Annotated in this window: 9 protein-coding genes; all 9 read left to right on the top strand. The window is 44.4% G+C overall.

Translation table 11 applies throughout. From position 1 onward, the window contains the following. Positions 1 to 187 precede the first annotated feature (187 nt). The 9 genes from ACZ0NX_RS01615 (at position 188) to orn (ending at position 16,749) form a co-directional block, all read left to right on the top strand. Positions 188 to 9,427 (top strand): InlB B-repeat-containing protein, encoded by a 9,240-nt coding sequence (locus ACZ0NX_RS01615; RefSeq protein WP_464405157.1) that lies wholly within the window; start codon positions 188 to 190, stop codon positions 9,425 to 9,427. A 98-nt stretch (positions 9,428 to 9,525) separates the two neighbouring features. Next, positions 9,526 to 9,738 carry a 50S ribosomal protein L31 gene (gene rpmE / locus ACZ0NX_RS01610; protein ID WP_004114884.1) on the top strand — a complete coding sequence of 71 codons (213 nt, stop codon included), beginning with the start codon at positions 9,526 to 9,528 and terminating at the stop codon, positions 9,736 to 9,738. 146 nt (positions 9,739 to 9,884) lie between these two features. Next, the gene (gene prfA, locus ACZ0NX_RS01605) at positions 9,885 to 10,982 is read left to right on the top strand and encodes a peptide chain release factor 1 (RefSeq protein ID WP_060787225.1); all 1,098 of its coding nucleotides are present in this window, start codon (positions 9,885 to 9,887) and stop codon (positions 10,980 to 10,982) included. A gap of 66 nt (positions 10,983 to 11,048) precedes the next feature. Next, complete coding sequence (prmC, locus tag ACZ0NX_RS01600) at positions 11,049 to 11,945, top strand: peptide chain release factor N(5)-glutamine methyltransferase (RefSeq protein WP_464405139.1); 897 nt, start codon at positions 11,049 to 11,051, stop codon at positions 11,943 to 11,945. Positions 11,946 to 11,966: 21 nt separating this feature from the next. Beyond that, positions 11,967 to 12,629 (top strand): L-threonylcarbamoyladenylate synthase, encoded by a 663-nt coding sequence (locus ACZ0NX_RS01595; protein ID WP_464405137.1) that lies wholly within the window; start codon positions 11,967 to 11,969, stop codon positions 12,627 to 12,629. Then, positions 12,626 to 13,729, top strand: coding sequence for an MraY family glycosyltransferase (locus ACZ0NX_RS01590; RefSeq protein ID WP_464405135.1), 1,104 nt, complete (start codon positions 12,626 to 12,628; stop codon positions 13,727 to 13,729). Before ACZ0NX_RS01595 ends, ACZ0NX_RS01590 begins: the two co-directional genes overlap by 4 nt. Positions 13,730 to 13,912: 183 nt before the next feature. Next, positions 13,913 to 15,457 (top strand): IMP dehydrogenase, encoded by a 1,545-nt coding sequence (guaB, locus tag ACZ0NX_RS01585; protein WP_464405133.1) that lies wholly within the window; start codon positions 13,913 to 13,915, stop codon positions 15,455 to 15,457. Between the two features lie 182 nt (positions 15,458 to 15,639). After that, complete coding sequence (locus tag ACZ0NX_RS01580) at positions 15,640 to 15,957, top strand: hypothetical protein (RefSeq protein WP_415689609.1); 318 nt, start codon at positions 15,640 to 15,642, stop codon at positions 15,955 to 15,957. An 84-nt stretch (positions 15,958 to 16,041) separates the two neighbouring features. Then, complete coding sequence (gene orn, locus ACZ0NX_RS01575) at positions 16,042 to 16,749, top strand: oligoribonuclease (protein ID WP_464405131.1); 708 nt, start codon at positions 16,042 to 16,044, stop codon at positions 16,747 to 16,749. Positions 16,750 to 16,765 lie beyond the last annotated feature (16 nt).

Raw genomic sequence — 16,765 nt, 5'->3', positions numbered from 1 at the left:
GGACTTTACATTTGAGCCAAATCACGCTTTGAAGGAGCTTGAAATGCGTTATGCAATTTCAAGCTCAGTCAAAGCGCCCATGCAAGTCGATTCGAGCAAAAACCCTTGAAACAAAAGGACTTGGGGGGGGGGTATCTATGCCGTCTGATAGAATGTAAAGGTTAAGATTATGAGTTTGGGAGTTTCAATGTCTAAAGCAAAAGACGTTGCTAGCAAGGGCAATTCGAGCAGCAAGCAGATTAAGCATAAAAGCGCTAAAAATAAGGGCGTTAGTAGTTTAAAGAATGTTTCTTCGCAAAGTGCGAATAATGCTTCTAGTCGCATTGGCGTTGCTGCCGTAGCTCTAGCGTCTACGCTGTCTATGGTGTTGCCTGGCGCAACTGCTTTAGCTAAGACTCCTTTTAACGTTGATTCTTTTGATTCGTCTTATGTAAAGAGTGTTGCTAAGACTTCTGGCAAGGGTGCTGGGAATGGCAAGGGCAAGGGCGATGGAAACGACTTATATAAGAATGGATTGCTTAACACCGGTGCTACTTCTGAGCGCGCTATGCGACAGATGGTCGGTTCTGTTAAAGAATATTTAGTTAAGAATGCTGATTCTAATGCTGATTCTAATGCTAGCGCGGAAGGCGTTAATAATCAGGAAGCGGCTGCTGGCGATTCTTCTGTAAGCGTTAAGGATTCTGGCGAACGTTCTGTGGCTGCTTCTGATGCTGGCAATGGCGATAATGATGTCGATGGTGATGGCGCGGTTGCTAGTACCAATAGTAGCGATGATGTTAGCGTTGAATCCAGCAGCAAGCAAATCAAGCCTACAACTGAAGATCAGTCTGCTACTGAAGATGGTTCTAAGGTTGCAGATAATAGTGCTACTAAGACTGCGACTAAGAGTGAGCAAAATAATTCAGATGTAGCAAAGCCAAAGAGTAAAGCTGTTGAGAAAGAACAGCCTGCAGAAGCAAAACCAGCTGAGACTCCTGAATTGAAGGCAGAGCCAACAAAGTCGGAGCCAGCAAATACAGCTCCTGCAAAAACGGATCCTGCAAAAGAAGAAGTTGTGAATCCGACGCCTGCAGCGAAGACAGCTGATGCATCGAATCCACAGCCTGCAAAGTCGGAGCCTGCAACAAAGACGGGTTCGGAAACAAAGACGAATTCTGATGAACAGACTGAGCCAGATCAAAAGTCAGCGCAGCCTGCAAGCACAGAAAACGCGCAGTCTGTTGCAAAGAATGAGAAAGAAAAAGCAGCTCCATCTACCGCTAATGCTGATTCTGAGAATGCTAAGACTGCAGCTGAACAACCTGCAGCCGAACAGTCTGCAAGCACTGCAAGCACACAGCCTGCCGCAAAGTCCGAGAATGATTCCACTAAGCCAAAAGTGCGTAATCGTAGAGATGTTAATCAAAGTGCAAACGGTTCTAACAAGGGGAGTAGTGTAACTCCTGAAGGTGAAGATTCAGGTGCATCAAGCACAGATAGAAGCGGTGAAGGCGCGAATGGCTCCAATAGTGATTCGAATGCCAACAGTCAGGTAATTAAGCCGAATACTGGTAACCAAGAGGCTAATACCACAGAGAAGGCCAACGAACAGGTACAAACTGACAAAAAGCCAGAAGCTACATACAATTTAAAAATTCTTTACACTATTAATGGCGCTCCAAATAAGCAGCTTGTTCAGCCATACGAGCTTACGATTGATAAAAATAAGCTGGATACGCTTGATGAACCTGAAAATTATGTGTATGTTAAGCTCCCGCAGTCTGCTGGATACCGCCCTGCCATATATCACAGTGGAGATTACCAGTATTACATTGAAAAAGGTAAAGACGAAAAAGGTAAGAATAAGTACGTTGTTGACGACGGCACAAATGCGGATGCTGTTCGCTACTTGCGCATAAACAAGAAGCTGATTACTGATTACGCTGTAAAGCAAAGGCAGGTTGTTGGAGGTAACAGCAGCGACCAAACTTCGCAGAATCCATCGTCTTCGCAGCAAGGTTCGGACGATGGCATTCAGTACTACGGCGAGTTGAACATAAACTATGCTCCTAAAACAGCTAAGTACTATGTTCGCCACATGCTGCAAGAAGCTGGCAAAGATGAATTCAAAGAAGATAAAGATGTGCCAGGCGCTAAGACCATTACGGTAGGTGGCAAGGAAATTCACGTTACCGAAGTTACTGGCACAGTCGGCTCTAATGTAAGCGCTGTTTCTGTGTATATTCCAGGCTACGAGCCAGAGCACAATTTGATTAGCTCGCCGCTTTCGGATTCCGAAGACGAAAACGACAAGCTTGTTTTGAACCTTCGCTACTACCGTAAAGCGTATACCGTTACTTACGATTCTGCTGGCGGCACGGATGTTACTGCTCAAAAAGTGTATTACCAAAAGTCTGTGCCACCAGTTACTAAACCAACTAAGCGCGGCTACACTTTTAAGGGCTGGCATATTGTTGATCCTGCTGAAAGCGCAGAAAATACGCAAAAGGTTAATTTTGATGCTAGCTCTCCAATGCCAGATCACGATGTTAAGCTTCGTGCAGTTTGGGAAGCTAATAAGACTACCAGCTACCGCGTGAACGTGTGGGTGCAAAAGGCGGATTTGGTAGATAAAGCGAATCCGGATTCGCTTGTAAACTACGACTTTGTTGGTCTTGTTGAGCGCAATAATGTTAAAACTGGCAGCAGCGTTGATCTTAATAACATGAACGATGCTGGCGTTGCTAAGGATACTAGTAAATTAAACGGCACTGATAAAGATAATCCTATTTCGGACCCAGAGCTTGGCTTAACTAAAGAAGAGTTGCAAGGTAAAGATTCTGACCACAAAGATGGCTTAATTGCAAAGTTCAACTGGATGAACGATACGCCTGTAACAAGCTTAGACGGGTACAATACTGATAATCCTGATGATCCGAACAATTATACTATATCTGGCAAAGAAAGAGTTTATAAAGATAAATTCACGCGCTACTTCTATGTGAATAAAAAGCTTACTAAAAGATACACAAAAGATCCTAATAATACAAGCACTAAGCTTTTTGCTAACGACTTAGATAATACTTTTGACTTAGTTTACAATCGCAAGACTTACGAGCTTATTTTTGCTAAGCCTAATAACATTAAGACTGAAATGGGCGCCAATAATGCTGTTATACATAAAAAGAACCGCAAAGGTGAGATAATTAGCTACTGCTACGCTGGTGGCGGTGATTGCTCAGATAAATTAGACAATAAGTCTACTTACACGTATGGCAATAGTTCTAATGAAGTAACTAGCAAAGTTGATCATAAAGGTTACCGTGTAAATGTTCGTTACGGGCAGAGTCTTACTGATTTTTGGCCTAATTCAGATGAAGTAGACTTTATGGATGATGGTAACACTTCTTCATTAGGCTTTGTGATTGGTGGAAATTTTGATGGAGCTACCTATGGTACATATCGTGATACTCCTCCATTCCGTTTAACGAAAGAAGAGTTTGTTGATCCAAAATTCCATTGGATGTATAAAGATGGCAAGGCTCCGCAGATTAGTGACAACCCTGCAGATGATAGTGCGCCAAAGTATACTGTAAAAGATGATCAGCGCCTACTTATTCTTGATTCCCGTGATAATTCTCAACGACGTCAAGCTGATCCTATACAGGTAATCATTAAAAAACAGAGCATTGCATCTGCAAAAAATGGCGATACTGGCGATGATATTAAGTATGAGCTTTCTACAGATTCCTATAGTAAGGATGATACTAGCAGTGGTGATTATGTGTTTCCTCCGTCTTCTATTGCAGGCTTTGAGTCAAAAATAACTGGTCTTAAACCTGACAACAGTAATCGTAAAGATGGTGTTAATATTAAGGAAAGGCTCGATGCTGATGACTTCTATACAAAAGTACATGAGCTTTATGAAGAAGTAACAGGTGAAGATGCTCCAGACGAAGATGCTCCAGAAGAAGATAAGGACACTTTTCCTGACCCTGATTATACTTCTGACGAAGATGATGATGATGGAGGACTTGCTCTTAAAAATTTAAATGATGCTATTGCTGAAAGACTTAAAACTGATCCAGCATATAAGAAATATTACGAGTTTAAAAAGAAGTATCATCTTGAGTTTCGTCGCTACTACGCTGGCGTTGAAGAAAAGCTTAAGTTTGGTGTAGAAAATAATCCTTCACCATTTGAAAAAAACAATTGGCTTGAGATGAAGTACAACCGCCAGTCGTACGCCGTGCAGTTTTATAATGCGGACGGCAATGCTATAAAGGACAGCAGTGGCGTTGCTAAAGAAAAACTGCCGTATGAGTATAGCTTGACTAAGCGCGGCAAAAAAGATTTGACGGGCGAAGACAAAGAGCTATACGGAAATGATACGTCTTACGATGCTTCTGTAACTAAAGACAATGCCGATGATACGTCTAAGCAGTTCGATGGCGAGTACACTTTCACGCTTAATGGTACTAAGTACTCCATCGTTCGCCCTAAAAATTTGCCAAATGACTACGTGTTTAAAGGTTGGGCTGTTGATCAGGCTGGTTTTCATCTTATAAATGGCGAGACAAACGACAATAGTGAAGGCGCTGAAGGCGGCAGCAAATCTGGAAGCAAAGCTAAAGGCGAAGTTAAAGATTATACAATGCCAGTTAACGGCATTAAGCTTTACGCTGCATGGGGTAAGCCAACTCATATTAAGCACAAGGTAACGCTTGACTACAATATGCCGCAAATCGACGGAAACGGCAAAGAGATAGAGAACTCCCACGTAGTTACGGAAACGAAGTACCCTCGCTACCAGGTTATTGACGAAAATAAATTAGGCACTCCAACGCGCAAGGGCTACGACTTCTACGGCTGGGAGCTTGCTAAAAAGGGCAATGAAACATTAACGAATCATACTCCGTACGCTTTTGGCAACAAAGTAGTAGAAGATATAACGCTTAGAGCTGTGTGGGTTAAGGATACTCGCTACAACGGCACTTTTAAGCACGTGTTCTTAAAGCCAGGCGTAACGTTTAAGCAGTATAACGATGCTAAACAGGCTCACACGGAAGCCGCGCTTGTAGACCACGTTTCTATTCAAACGGTTTCCGGCTTGCGCGAGCATTTGCGCTACAATGCGGAAGCGGTCTACAGCGACGAAACGCACTTCCCAGATAAGCATTTCACTAGCTTTGAAGCCTCGAAAGATGAGAAACAGAATACTGGCGAGTTTATTTACCAAACGTACAATACGCGCAAGTATAAGGTTCATTACGTAACTGTTGATAAAGACGGCAATAAGAAGGAGCTTCTTCCAGAAAGCGAAGTCAGCTCTGTAAACCAAAAGTACGACGTAGCATTCTACAAGCCGATTGAAGGCTTTATGCCTAGAGAATCGCAGCATACTATTACTTATAAAACTGACGATGATGGCAAGCAGGATGTTAATAATATTCCTGAAATCGAATTCGTATATGACGACATTCGCGTGCTTAAGCGCAAGGACGAATCGCAAGCTCGACCAACCAACTACACGCGCTACGTGTTCAAAGTTGCTGACGGCGAGCAGAACATGGGAAGTATCGCTGATTACAGTGGTCACACTGCTGGAAAGGATGGTTTAGTCTACGACGTTATTGGAGGCACAAAGGCATACCAAATGCCGCTGCCTCAAGATCCAGTTGCAAAGCAAGGCTATGAGTTTGCTGGCTGGACTGTTAAAAAGATTGTAAAAGATGCGCATGGTGTTGAACAAGAGGTAGACGGTATTAATCGTTTACCAGTTCTTTCGGAAACTCAAACGGATCCGAAGGTTGTATACACGGCTACATTTAAGCTTAAGGCGCCTGTTGCTAATGATTTAAAGGTGCTTACACCAACTCAAAGTCTTGGATCTAACTACACAGCTAAAGATCTTATAAAGAATGCTAATGAGTATCCAACTGGTGCTACGTTCAGCTTTGCGTCTGGCGCAACATTCGACAGCACTCCAGGCTTGCACAAGATTAAAGTGCAAGTGCATCTTGATGGAAACACTGCTGACACTGAGGTGCTGTACCGTGTGCTACCAGATTTGGTGTACGCAAGCGATTGGGATAAGTTTAAGACTAGCGACTACGGCAAGGATCATATTAACGATTACGCGTCTATCACTTTTACTGGTGATTGGCAGCAAGGTAGGATTCTTGGTCATGACGGCGAGACTAGCAAGAATAACCCTGCGCTCGTTGCATACGTTTATAAAGGTAAGAAGGATGTTTCTGTACGTGTGCCGCAAGCCTTTGGTAAGGAATACGAGAAAGACAATTACCACTATGTGTTTAAGGGTTGGACTACTAGCACTGAAACCGATCCTGCAAAGATAACTAATTACGATATTAAGTCTGAAGATCGCTACAAAACAGACACGTTTAGTAATGATGTTACTTACCACGCTGTTTACAAGAAGATTGAATACTTCTCGAGTTCGTCTGACGGTGGTGAAGTTCCTAAGGATGCTGTAGTCGCAATCTTCAAGCCTGCTCCAGGTAGATTGTGGGATGACAAAACAAGTGGTCCTAAGGTGTTCTACGTAAAGAAGGGCACTGATCTTGAAAAGATTACAAAATACGGAAGTAAAGCATTAGACTGGCTTAATAGTCAGCTAACTGGCGCTAAGGGAACTTGGTCTCGAAGCAGCATGCGTAATGATGGATCTGACGTTAAAGCTATTGAACCAGTTAAAAGTTGGATTGTTAATGAATCCTTCCAAGAGTTCGTTGCAGATCAAACTCCTTTAGCTACTCCAGATGCTAAGAATGATACTTTGCTTGCAATTCGTGGAGATAAAAGTACTCTTCCAAGTCCAGAAAAGTACATTGCTAATTATGATTCTTTGATTGATAAAACAAAGAATCCAAATGTAAAGAGTGTGAAAGTTGAGTATGCATCTACTGCTCCGACTGTTGATAAAGCTGGCGTTTACACTGTTCCGTTAATAGTCCGTGTTACGTATAACGACTTTAAAGATCCTTCTACTCATAAGGATTATTATGATTATAAGATTGTTGGCAAGCTTAAAGTAATGCACGACTTGATTTACGGAGATAAAAATACAGATACTACTAAGCCAGGCTCTACTACACCATTAACTCCTGAGCAGAAGGCTGAGCAGGAGGCTGAGCAGAAGAAGATTGATGCTCAGTATGCAAAAATCAAGTTTGTTAATAGCTCTAATAGCCAAAGTGCAGAGCAAGGATCTTCTTCTTCTGCAGAATCTGAAGGAACTATTGATGGCCGTAAGATTTACTACACATATAAGAATATTACAGCTAAATCTTCTGGCGTAAAAGCGCCGCAAGCTGTTGGCCAGGATTACGACGAAAAGGGCTATCACTACGTATTCAAGGGTTGGGAGATGCAGCAGGATGCTACAACACCAGTAGTCCCTGTTATGACACTGTTTGCTGCTGCGGCTCCAATACCTACTGCCGTACCAACTCCGCCAAAAATTAAGCTATATTCTAATGCTGACATTGCTAGTATGAAGTTTGATGAAAACACTACTTTTATAGCGCATTATGAGCGTGTAGAGAACGTCATCGACGCTTCTACAACGAAGAAGGCATTGGAAGGATACGTTCCTGCAGTGTTCCTTCCAGAGATTGGTCACCGCTGGATGGATGGTGAATATAAGCCGAAGCTGCTATATATTCGTCCTTCTGCTAAAGACCGCAACGCCACTATTAGATTTATGAAGAAAGTTGCTGGTGATACTGGCAATGAGCTTTATGGATTTAGCAAGTGGCGTATGTTTACAGCTCAAGGTGAGAAACTTGATACTGCTGATGCTGATTCCTGGAATATCTCAGCTCCGCTTATGTTTGTTGCTGAGCAAAGTGGTGTTTCCGACATTACTATTCCAGAAACAATCGTTAGTGCAGGCGATGCTATTCCAGACTTGAATAAGCTTGTGAATAATACTGATCGTAATGTGACTGTGAGCATAAATCACATTTATGGTCAAGGCGTTAAGCCTAAGGATTCTGCGAAAGAGGATAGCAAAAAGAGTTATGTATATAAGCCTGGAACTGCAACTGTTGTTGTAGACGTTACAAGGCCAACTGAGGTTAAAGATACTAATACTGGTAAGCAGAAGACTATAACTACGCGAATTCCAATTCGCGTGCGCGTTTTGCCAAATGTTATTGCGGATCAGGATTTGCCTGCGGCTGGCACGATTGAGGATGAGTTTATTAGTAAAAACTACACTAAGTTTACTTATGTAACTGATCCTAACGGTAAGATGATGTCTAATGTGCACACGTATTGGGTGCGTAAGGGCAAAGAGTCTGCAATAAAGGATTATATTCCAGACGTTCTTGCAAATAATGGCTACGTGTTCAAGGATTGGATGACTTTATCTTCTCTTAACAAAGATGATAATAGAAAAGCGTCTGATTCTGATCGTGAAGCCTTAGCTAAGATTGCAGAGTTGCGTGGAGAGAATTACTTAGCGCGTATAATACGTGGGTCTAAGAACTCTACGCTTGCTGCGTTGAAGAATCTGCTTCTTGAGACTAAGCCGAGCGAATATATGCAGTATGCTGCTTCTCGTGAGAAGCTTGCGCGAATTGCGGAAGATTCTGGTAAGTCGTTTGTTGCAAGCATTATACGTAAATCAGAGAAGTCAAGTATTGCTGTTTTGGAGAATCTGCTCGCTGAGGCTGGTGTTAAGGATGCTCGTATTGTTCTGCCAAATGTAGAAACTGATACGATTATTGTTGCAAACTTCGAGCAGATGGATCCTGTGGAGTTTAAGTTTAGCGGCAAGGCGGTTGTGGGTGTTCCTGCAACGTTTACGCTTGCAAACTTAACTAGGGGAGTTCTTAATGCTGATGGAACAACGAATGCAAACGCAACTGTTTCGGTAAATAATGAAGACTTTATTGTTAATGCGTTGTCTAGTAGTAGTAATAGTAGTTTGGAACAGCTTGGAATTTCTCATTCTTGCGAAGGCACTACTTGCACAATTTCTGGTACTCCGAAGATTGTTGATGGTAAGAAGATTGTTGAGCTTACTTTCACGAGTGTGGATAAGTATGGTCGCAAAGCTAAGGTGACGGTTGATATTGAAGTGCTTTCAGCATCGAATGATGTTAATCCAACGCCAACGCCAACTCCAACGCCAACGCCTGAGCCTGAGCCAACGCCTGAGCCTGATTATTCAACGGTTCCTTCGGATTATGTTGTGCCAGCGCCAGCGCCAGCGCCTATGCCTGCGCCAGCTTCTGCTCCTGCTGAGCCTTTGCAAGACGAGCAAGAGACTAGTGTTGAAGCCTATGCGCTGCCTCAAACAGGTGTTGACGCTTCGCAATCTGCGTTAATCGCAAGCTTGTTAGCGTCTGTTGGTTTTGCTGGATTCGCTGCTAAGCATAGGAGAAAGCGCGAAGATGGTAAGAATAACTAAGCGAGTCGAGGGTAGTAACTAAAATAGCGAAGGTTCCGGTTCACGCTTAGCTATTGGGGCTTTGCGACCCGGGTCGCCCGAATTCCATAGGAGACATTATGAAGCAGGGTATTCATCCCGACTATCACGCAGTGCAGGTTACCTGCTCTTGCGGAGACACTTTTGTAACTCGTTCCACCGCAAATGGCGATCATATGACGGTTGACGTGTGCTCAAAGTGCCACCCATTCTATACCGGCAAGCAGAAGATTCTCGATACCGGCGGCCGCGTGGCTCGCTTCGAGAAGCGCTACGGTAAGAAGACTAAGTAGCTTTTTAATCGCCAGCCCTGCTTTCGTGTAACTTCGCGGAATCGGGGCTGGCGTTTTATGTGCTAAACATGCGTGTATCTTGTAATATTTAAATTTAATATTTTCGATTTAAAAATCCGCGTTATGCGCGACTATAAAGGAACAAAATGGCCGAGTCAATAGATGAGCAATTCCCAGCAGCGGTTACAGCTCTAAATGAATACCGCGATATTGAAAATCGCATGGGAGAGCCAGAAGTAGCGTCTAATCCAGACGCAATCCGCAAGCTCGGTCGTAGGCACGCAGAACTCGGATCAATCGTAAGCGCGTACTTAAATTACAAGCAGCTTTGCGAAGACTACGAAGTAGCTAGCGAGATGGCAAGCGAAGACGAAGACTTAGCAAAAGAAGCAAAACATTTAGAAGAACAAATTCCAGCAGCAAAAGAAAAGCTTCGTACAGCGCTGATTCCTAGAGACCCAGACGATGCGCGAGACATGATTATGGAAATCAAAGCTGGTACGGGCGGCGAAGAAGCGGCTCTATTTGCTGGCGATTTATTGCGCATGTACATGCGTTACGCGGAAAAGCGCGGCTGGACTACCGTAATCCAAAGCGAAAACGCGACGGAACTTGGCGGCGTAAAAGACGTGCAGCTTGCGATTCGCGCAAAAGGCACGCCTGCTCCAGAAGACGGCGTGTGGGCAAGCATGAAGTATGAGGGCGGAGTGCATCGCGTGCAGCGAATCCCAGTTACTGAATCGCAAGGTCGTATTCAAACTTCCGCAGCTGGCGTAATCGTGTTCCCAGAAGCAGACGAAGACGATGACGAAATCGAAATCGATCCAAAAGATCTTAAAATCGACATTTTCATGAGCTCTGGCCCTGGCGGACAGTCCGTGAACACTACTTATTCTGCGGTTCGCATGACGCATATTCCAACGGGAATTGTTGTTAGCATGCAAGACGAAAAGTCGCAGATTCAAAACCGTGCGGCCGCACTTCGCGTGCTAAAGTCACGTTTGCTTGCTATGAAGCATGAGCAGGAGGCAGCGGAGGCTGCGGATATGCGCCATTCTCAGGTGCGCTCGTTGGACCGCTCTGAGCGAATCCGAACATACAACTTCCCAGAAAATCGTATTGTGGACCATCGCACAAACTACAAGGCGTACAATCTTGACCAGGTGCTTAACGGCGACTTGCAAGCGGTTATAGACAGCGATATTCAGGCGGATGAAGCCGATCGTTTAGCTAATGCCAAGTAAGTTAAATTAGCCAAGTAAGTTAAGTACGCTAAGTAATCTAAGTAAAATCACCACGTGGCTTGTAAAATGCAAGAAATTTTGCACATTTTGCGCACATCTGCCGAAAAACTTGAAGATGCAGGTGTAGAGTCGGCAGAATACGACGCACGTTTACTGCTAGCACGCGCTTGTGGCGTAAGTTTGGCAGACTTAAACAAAGCGCTAATACTTGGCGATTTTAAGGATTTTTTGCCCGATTATGCTAGCAAATATAGCGATTTTATATCTAGACGTGCTTCGCGCGAGCCATTGCAACACATTATTGGATGCGCAACTTTTCGCTACATAGACCTAATAGTTGGTAAAGGCGTTTTTGTGCCAAGGCCCGAAACAGAAGTGGTAGTTCAAGAGGGAATAGATTGGATTCGCGCAAATAATCTAAAAAATCCTATTGTTTTAGACTTGTGTGCAGGCTCGGGAGCAATCGGACTATCTGTTGCAAGTGAAGTTGCAGACGCGCAAGTGTGGGCTGTGGAAAAGTCGCCAGAAGCTTTTGAATATTTGCAAAAAAACTACCGCAAAATCGCGGAAAAATATGATATTTTAAACAGATATCACGCAATATTAGGCGATGCTACAAACGTTAATCTGCCTGAAACAGCTGCGATTAAAGAGAAAGTAGACGTAGTAATCACAAACCCACCATACGTGCCAGAAAGCCAGCCAGTAGAGCAGATTGAAGCTCGCGACTACGACCCTAAAATGGCGTTATATGGTGGATCTAAAGACGGACTACTTATACCGCAAAAAATTATGGAAGCTAGTTTTGCGTATTTGCGTAGGGGTGGAATAATGATTATGGAACACGATATTACGCAAGGCAAAGCTCTTGAAGATTATGCAAGAAACATAGGATTTAGCAGCGCAAAAGTCAAAAACGACTTAACAGACAGAGCAAGATTTGTAGTATGCAAAAAATTGTAGTACGCAAAAAAGAGGCTAAAAATGAGTAAAATTTGCACGATTAACGAAGAATCATTGCAACTCGCGGCGCAAATAATCAACGCGGGCGGCGTAATTGTAGTGCCAACAGACACAGTTTACGGAGTGGCGTGCGACCCATTTAACGAGGCGGCAGTAGCGAAAATCTACCAACTAAAGCGCAGGCCGCGCACAAAAGCCTTGCAAATACTTATGAGCAGCGTAAGCGACCTAGAAAAACTTGGGCTTTACTTGCCAAGCCCACTAGACGTGCTGGCGGAAAAATTCCTGCCAGGCGGATACTCGCCAATCGCGCGCGCAAAAAAAGATTCGGTAGCTACAAGGCTTGCTACGCTTTGTAAAGCAGATGAAAGCAGTAAGAAATGTGAAGCAACGCAAGGCGTGCGTGTGCCAGATTGCCCAGAGCTAATGAAAATTTTGCGCGTTACGGGGCCATTGGCTGCATCCAGCGCAAACCGCAGCGGAAACGAGAGTGCAGACAGCGTGGAAGAAGCGTTTGAGGCTTTTGGAGACGAAATTCCACTGTACTTAAACGCGGGGCCAACGCGTTCGCATGTAGCAAGCACGGTAGTTGGCGCGGATTCAGCAGACGCGGACGGAATTGTGATTTTGCGCGAAGGCGTAATAAGCGAAGAACAGATAAGAGCAGAAAGTCGCAAGAAATGAGGGTATACCTGTTTATAGCAGCAATCGCAGGCGGCGCAACGTGGCTAATAATGCCGCTTGTACGTCATCTTGCAATTCGCATAGGAGCCGTAGGAAAAGTGCGCGCTCGCGACGTTCACACAATACCTACGCCCCGTATGGGTGGGGTTGGAATGCTATTTGGCTTTGCGGTGTCGATGGCGTTTGCAAGCTCCATGCCTTTTATTTCTGGGCTTTTTGCAGGAACACATCAGCCGTGGGTGGTTTTGGCTGGAGCTGTACTCATATGTCTTTTGGGTGTTTGCGACGACATTTGGGATTTAGATTGGATGTTAAAACTTGCAGGCCAATTGCTAATAGCTGTTTTTGTAGCGTGGGGAGGGCTTCAAATCGTAGCGTTGCCGCTCGGCTCTTTAGTTACAGCGTCTCCAAGTCTTTCAATCGCAATAACCGCAATACTAATCGTGGCTTCAATTAATGCAGTCAACTTTGTAGACGGACTAGATGGGCTGGCTTCTGGAATTGTAGCCATTGGCGGAATCGCATTCGCAACATACTCTTATATTCTTGCACGCACATCTCCAAGCTACGCTTCAATGGCAACTCTTATAGACGTTGCAATGGTGGGAATGTGCGTAGGATTTATTTTGCACAATTGGCATCCAGCGAAGCTTTTTATGGGCGATTCTGGCTCCATGCTAATCGGGTATTTAATAACTTGCGCATCTATTATAATGACGGGTCACTTAGACCCATCTTCCGTGCACACAAGCATCTATTTGCCAGTATTTATGCCGATTTTGCTGCCGATTTTAGTGCTGTTTCTGCCAGTGTTAGACATGTGTTTAGCAATATGCAGAAGGCTTGCAAAAGGGCAGTCGCCAATGCATCCAGACCGCATGCATTTGCATCACAGAATGTTGCGTATTGGGCATTCTGTGCAAGGAGCGGTGCTTATTTTGTGGGGATGGGCGGCGCTTATATCTTTTGGGTCAATAATGATTCTGTTCTTTAAAGCCGTTTACGTGCTTGTTGGCATGATTATTGCGGCGGCGCTGCTTACAGTGCTTACAATGATGCCATATTTGCGCAGGCGGCTGCCGGAGTTACGAAATTCGTAAAATCGTAAAAAGCGGAATGTGCTTTAATTGATGCTAATCGCAGTACCCGTGGCATTAGTCGCAGATAATCGTAGATAGTCGTAGATAATCGCGCTGTAGTAGTTTTATATCAAAATCGCCACTAAATATTGTGTATGAAACGCGACTTTTGCAAACGTCATAGCAAAAACGTATAGTAACCCTATGGTTACAACTGATATGAACATGCAATCTGCGTATACTCCTGTTCCTCCAATTTTCGAAAAGCTCGGCCTCGCATATGACGATGTGCTGTTGCTTCCAAACGAAACCGATGTAATTCCATCCGAAGTAGATACAACTACTCATCTAACTCGCGAAATCACTATGAAAGTGCCTGCAATTTCTGCGGCAATGGACACTGTGACCGAGTCGGATATGGCTATTGCAATGGCTAGAAATGGTGGAATTGGCGTACTTCACCGCAATCTTTCCATTGATGATCAAGCTGCGCAAGTAGATATTGTTAAGCGCAGTGAGTCGGGTATGATTACCGACCCTCTTACTGTTCACCCAGATGCAACGCTCGCCGATTTAGATAAATTGTGCGGGCGCTTCCATATTTCGGGCTTGCCAGTAGTAGATGGCGAAAATCGTTTAGTTGGCATTATTACCAATCGCGATATGCGATTCATTGCTTCCGAAGACTACGACCGCTTAAAGGTTAAGGATGTGATGACGCGCGAAAATCTTGTAACTGGTCCTTCTAATATTTCTAAAGAAGACGCGCATCGTTTGCTTGCGGAAAACAAGGTTGAAAAATTGCCTCTGGTTGATGCCGAAGGCAAGCTTACGGGTTTGATTACTGTTAAGGACTTTGTTAAGACTGAGCAGTACCCAGATGCCACTAAGGATGATCAGGGTCGCTTGCGTGTGGCTGCTGGCATTGGTTTCCTTGGGGATGCTTGGCAGCGTGCGTGCGCGCTTATGGAAGCTGGAGTTGACGTTCTTGTGGTTGATACCGCAAACGGTGAGGCTCGCTTAGCTCTCGACATGATTCGCCGCATTAAGGCAGATAAAGCTTTCGATGGTGTGCAGATTATTGGCGGAAATATTGCAACTCGCCAAGGCGCACAAGCTATGATTGACGCTGGCGTTGACGCTGTAAAGGTTGGCGTTGGTCCAGGCTCTATTTGCACAACGCGTGTTGTTGCAGGCGTTGGTGTGCCTCAGCTTACTGCAGTTTACGACGCAGCTCAGGCTTGCAAGGCTGCCGGAATTCCATGTATTGCAGACGGTGGTATTCACTATTCTGGCGATATTGCTAAGGCTTTGGTTGCTGGTGCGGACACAGTTATGCTCGGCGGTACTTTGGCTGGCTGTGAGGAAGCTCCAGGCGAAAAGGTTCTTCTTCACGGCAAGCAGTACAAGCTTTACCGCGGCATGGGCTCGCTTGGCGCAATGGCTCCTCGTGGTAAGAAGTCTTATTCGAAGGATCGCTACTTCCAGGCAGACGTTACCAGCTCAGACAAGGTGGTTCCGGAAGGCGTTGAAGGCGAAGTTCCATATCGCGGTCCACTTAACGCTGTGCTTTACCAGCTTCTCGGCGGTTTGCACCAGTCCATGTTCTACGTTGGTGCGCACAATATTAAGGAAATGCAGGAGCGCGGCCGCTTTATTCGCATTACTGATGCTGGTCTTCGCGAATCGCATCCTCACGATATTGTGATGACTGCAGAAGCGCCAAACTATAGCGGTTTCCACAACTAAATCGCAAGTTGCGCAAGTTCGCGTATAAGTCGCGTATAAATCGCAAGTAATTTTGCATTAAACGGCGAAAAGTTAGCTAAGTCTTATTTGCTACTTTCTAACTTTTCGTCGTTTTTGTTTTGACAATTCGTATAAAATTATTGTATAGTTAGTGGGATATCCCACTAAAAATGAGGTGTTTTGTGGAAGTAGTGAAAGATTATGACGTTCGTCTTGATAGCAAAAAGCGTGTAACTCTGCGCGGAGCTAAATATCCCTATTACAATGTTAAAGAATGTGATAACGGTTGTATTTTATTAGAGCCTCGTGAGCTTACTGTTCCAAAGAGTATCTCTTCTAAAACTCTTAAAAGCATGGATGAAGCAATTCGCAATTTTAAGATTGGCAAAGTCTCTGAACCAGTTGATCTTTCTGACGAAGCACGTCGTCAAACTGAAGCTCATGAGGGAAAATCATTTAATAACACAGATGAACTTATGCAGGATTTATTAGATGCTTAAATCAATATTTCGCTCGCCTCAACTCATAGTCTGTGGGAAGATGTAGGCTTGTGGGTTCGAAAAAATATTAGGAAAGGAACGAAAATGGCAGAAGCTAAGGAAGATCTTACGTTTACGCCGGAAGAATCGCGCTTAATTTGGATTGATTGCGAGATGACTGGTCTCGATATTTTCCACGATGAATTATGCGAAGTGTCTGTAGTTCCAACTGATTTTAATTTGAAAGTTCTAGACGACGGCATTGATTTAGTGATTAAGCCAAGTGATGCTGCCGTGAATCACATGAACGATTTTGTGCGAAATATGCACACGTCTTCTGGGCTTGTTGACGAGTGGAATAAAAACGGTTTGCCGTTAGAAGAAGCGCAAAAGCAGGTTGTTGAGTATGTAAAGCGCTTTTTGCCAGAGCGCGGAAAAGCGCATCTTGCTGGAAACTCCGTTGGCTCCGACAAAAAATTCCTCGACCGCTACATGCCAGATTTAATGGCAAATTTGCACTATCGCGTAATCGACGTAAGCACGTTGAAGGAAATTTCGCGCAGACTTTACCCGGATGTTTACCGCAATAAGCCGGCAAAACACGGCGGTCACCGCGCGCTCGCGGATATTATTGAGTCGATTGACGAGCTTCGTTACTACCGTGACATGATGTTCGTACCAGCTCCAGGACCAAGCGAAGCACAGGCAAAAGCTGGCGCGCAGCATATTGAAAGCACGAGCTTGCTTCGTGACTACGAGCGTCGCGGAGAAGCATTAGAGGACGTAAATTCCGCAGAAAAGCGCGATTATTAAACGCATTAAACGCATT

It is taken from the genome of Gardnerella rara (assembly GCF_055452355.1).
The sequence above is the reverse complement of the archived record's forward strand: the minus strand, read 5'-3'. Positions and strand labels throughout refer to the sequence as shown.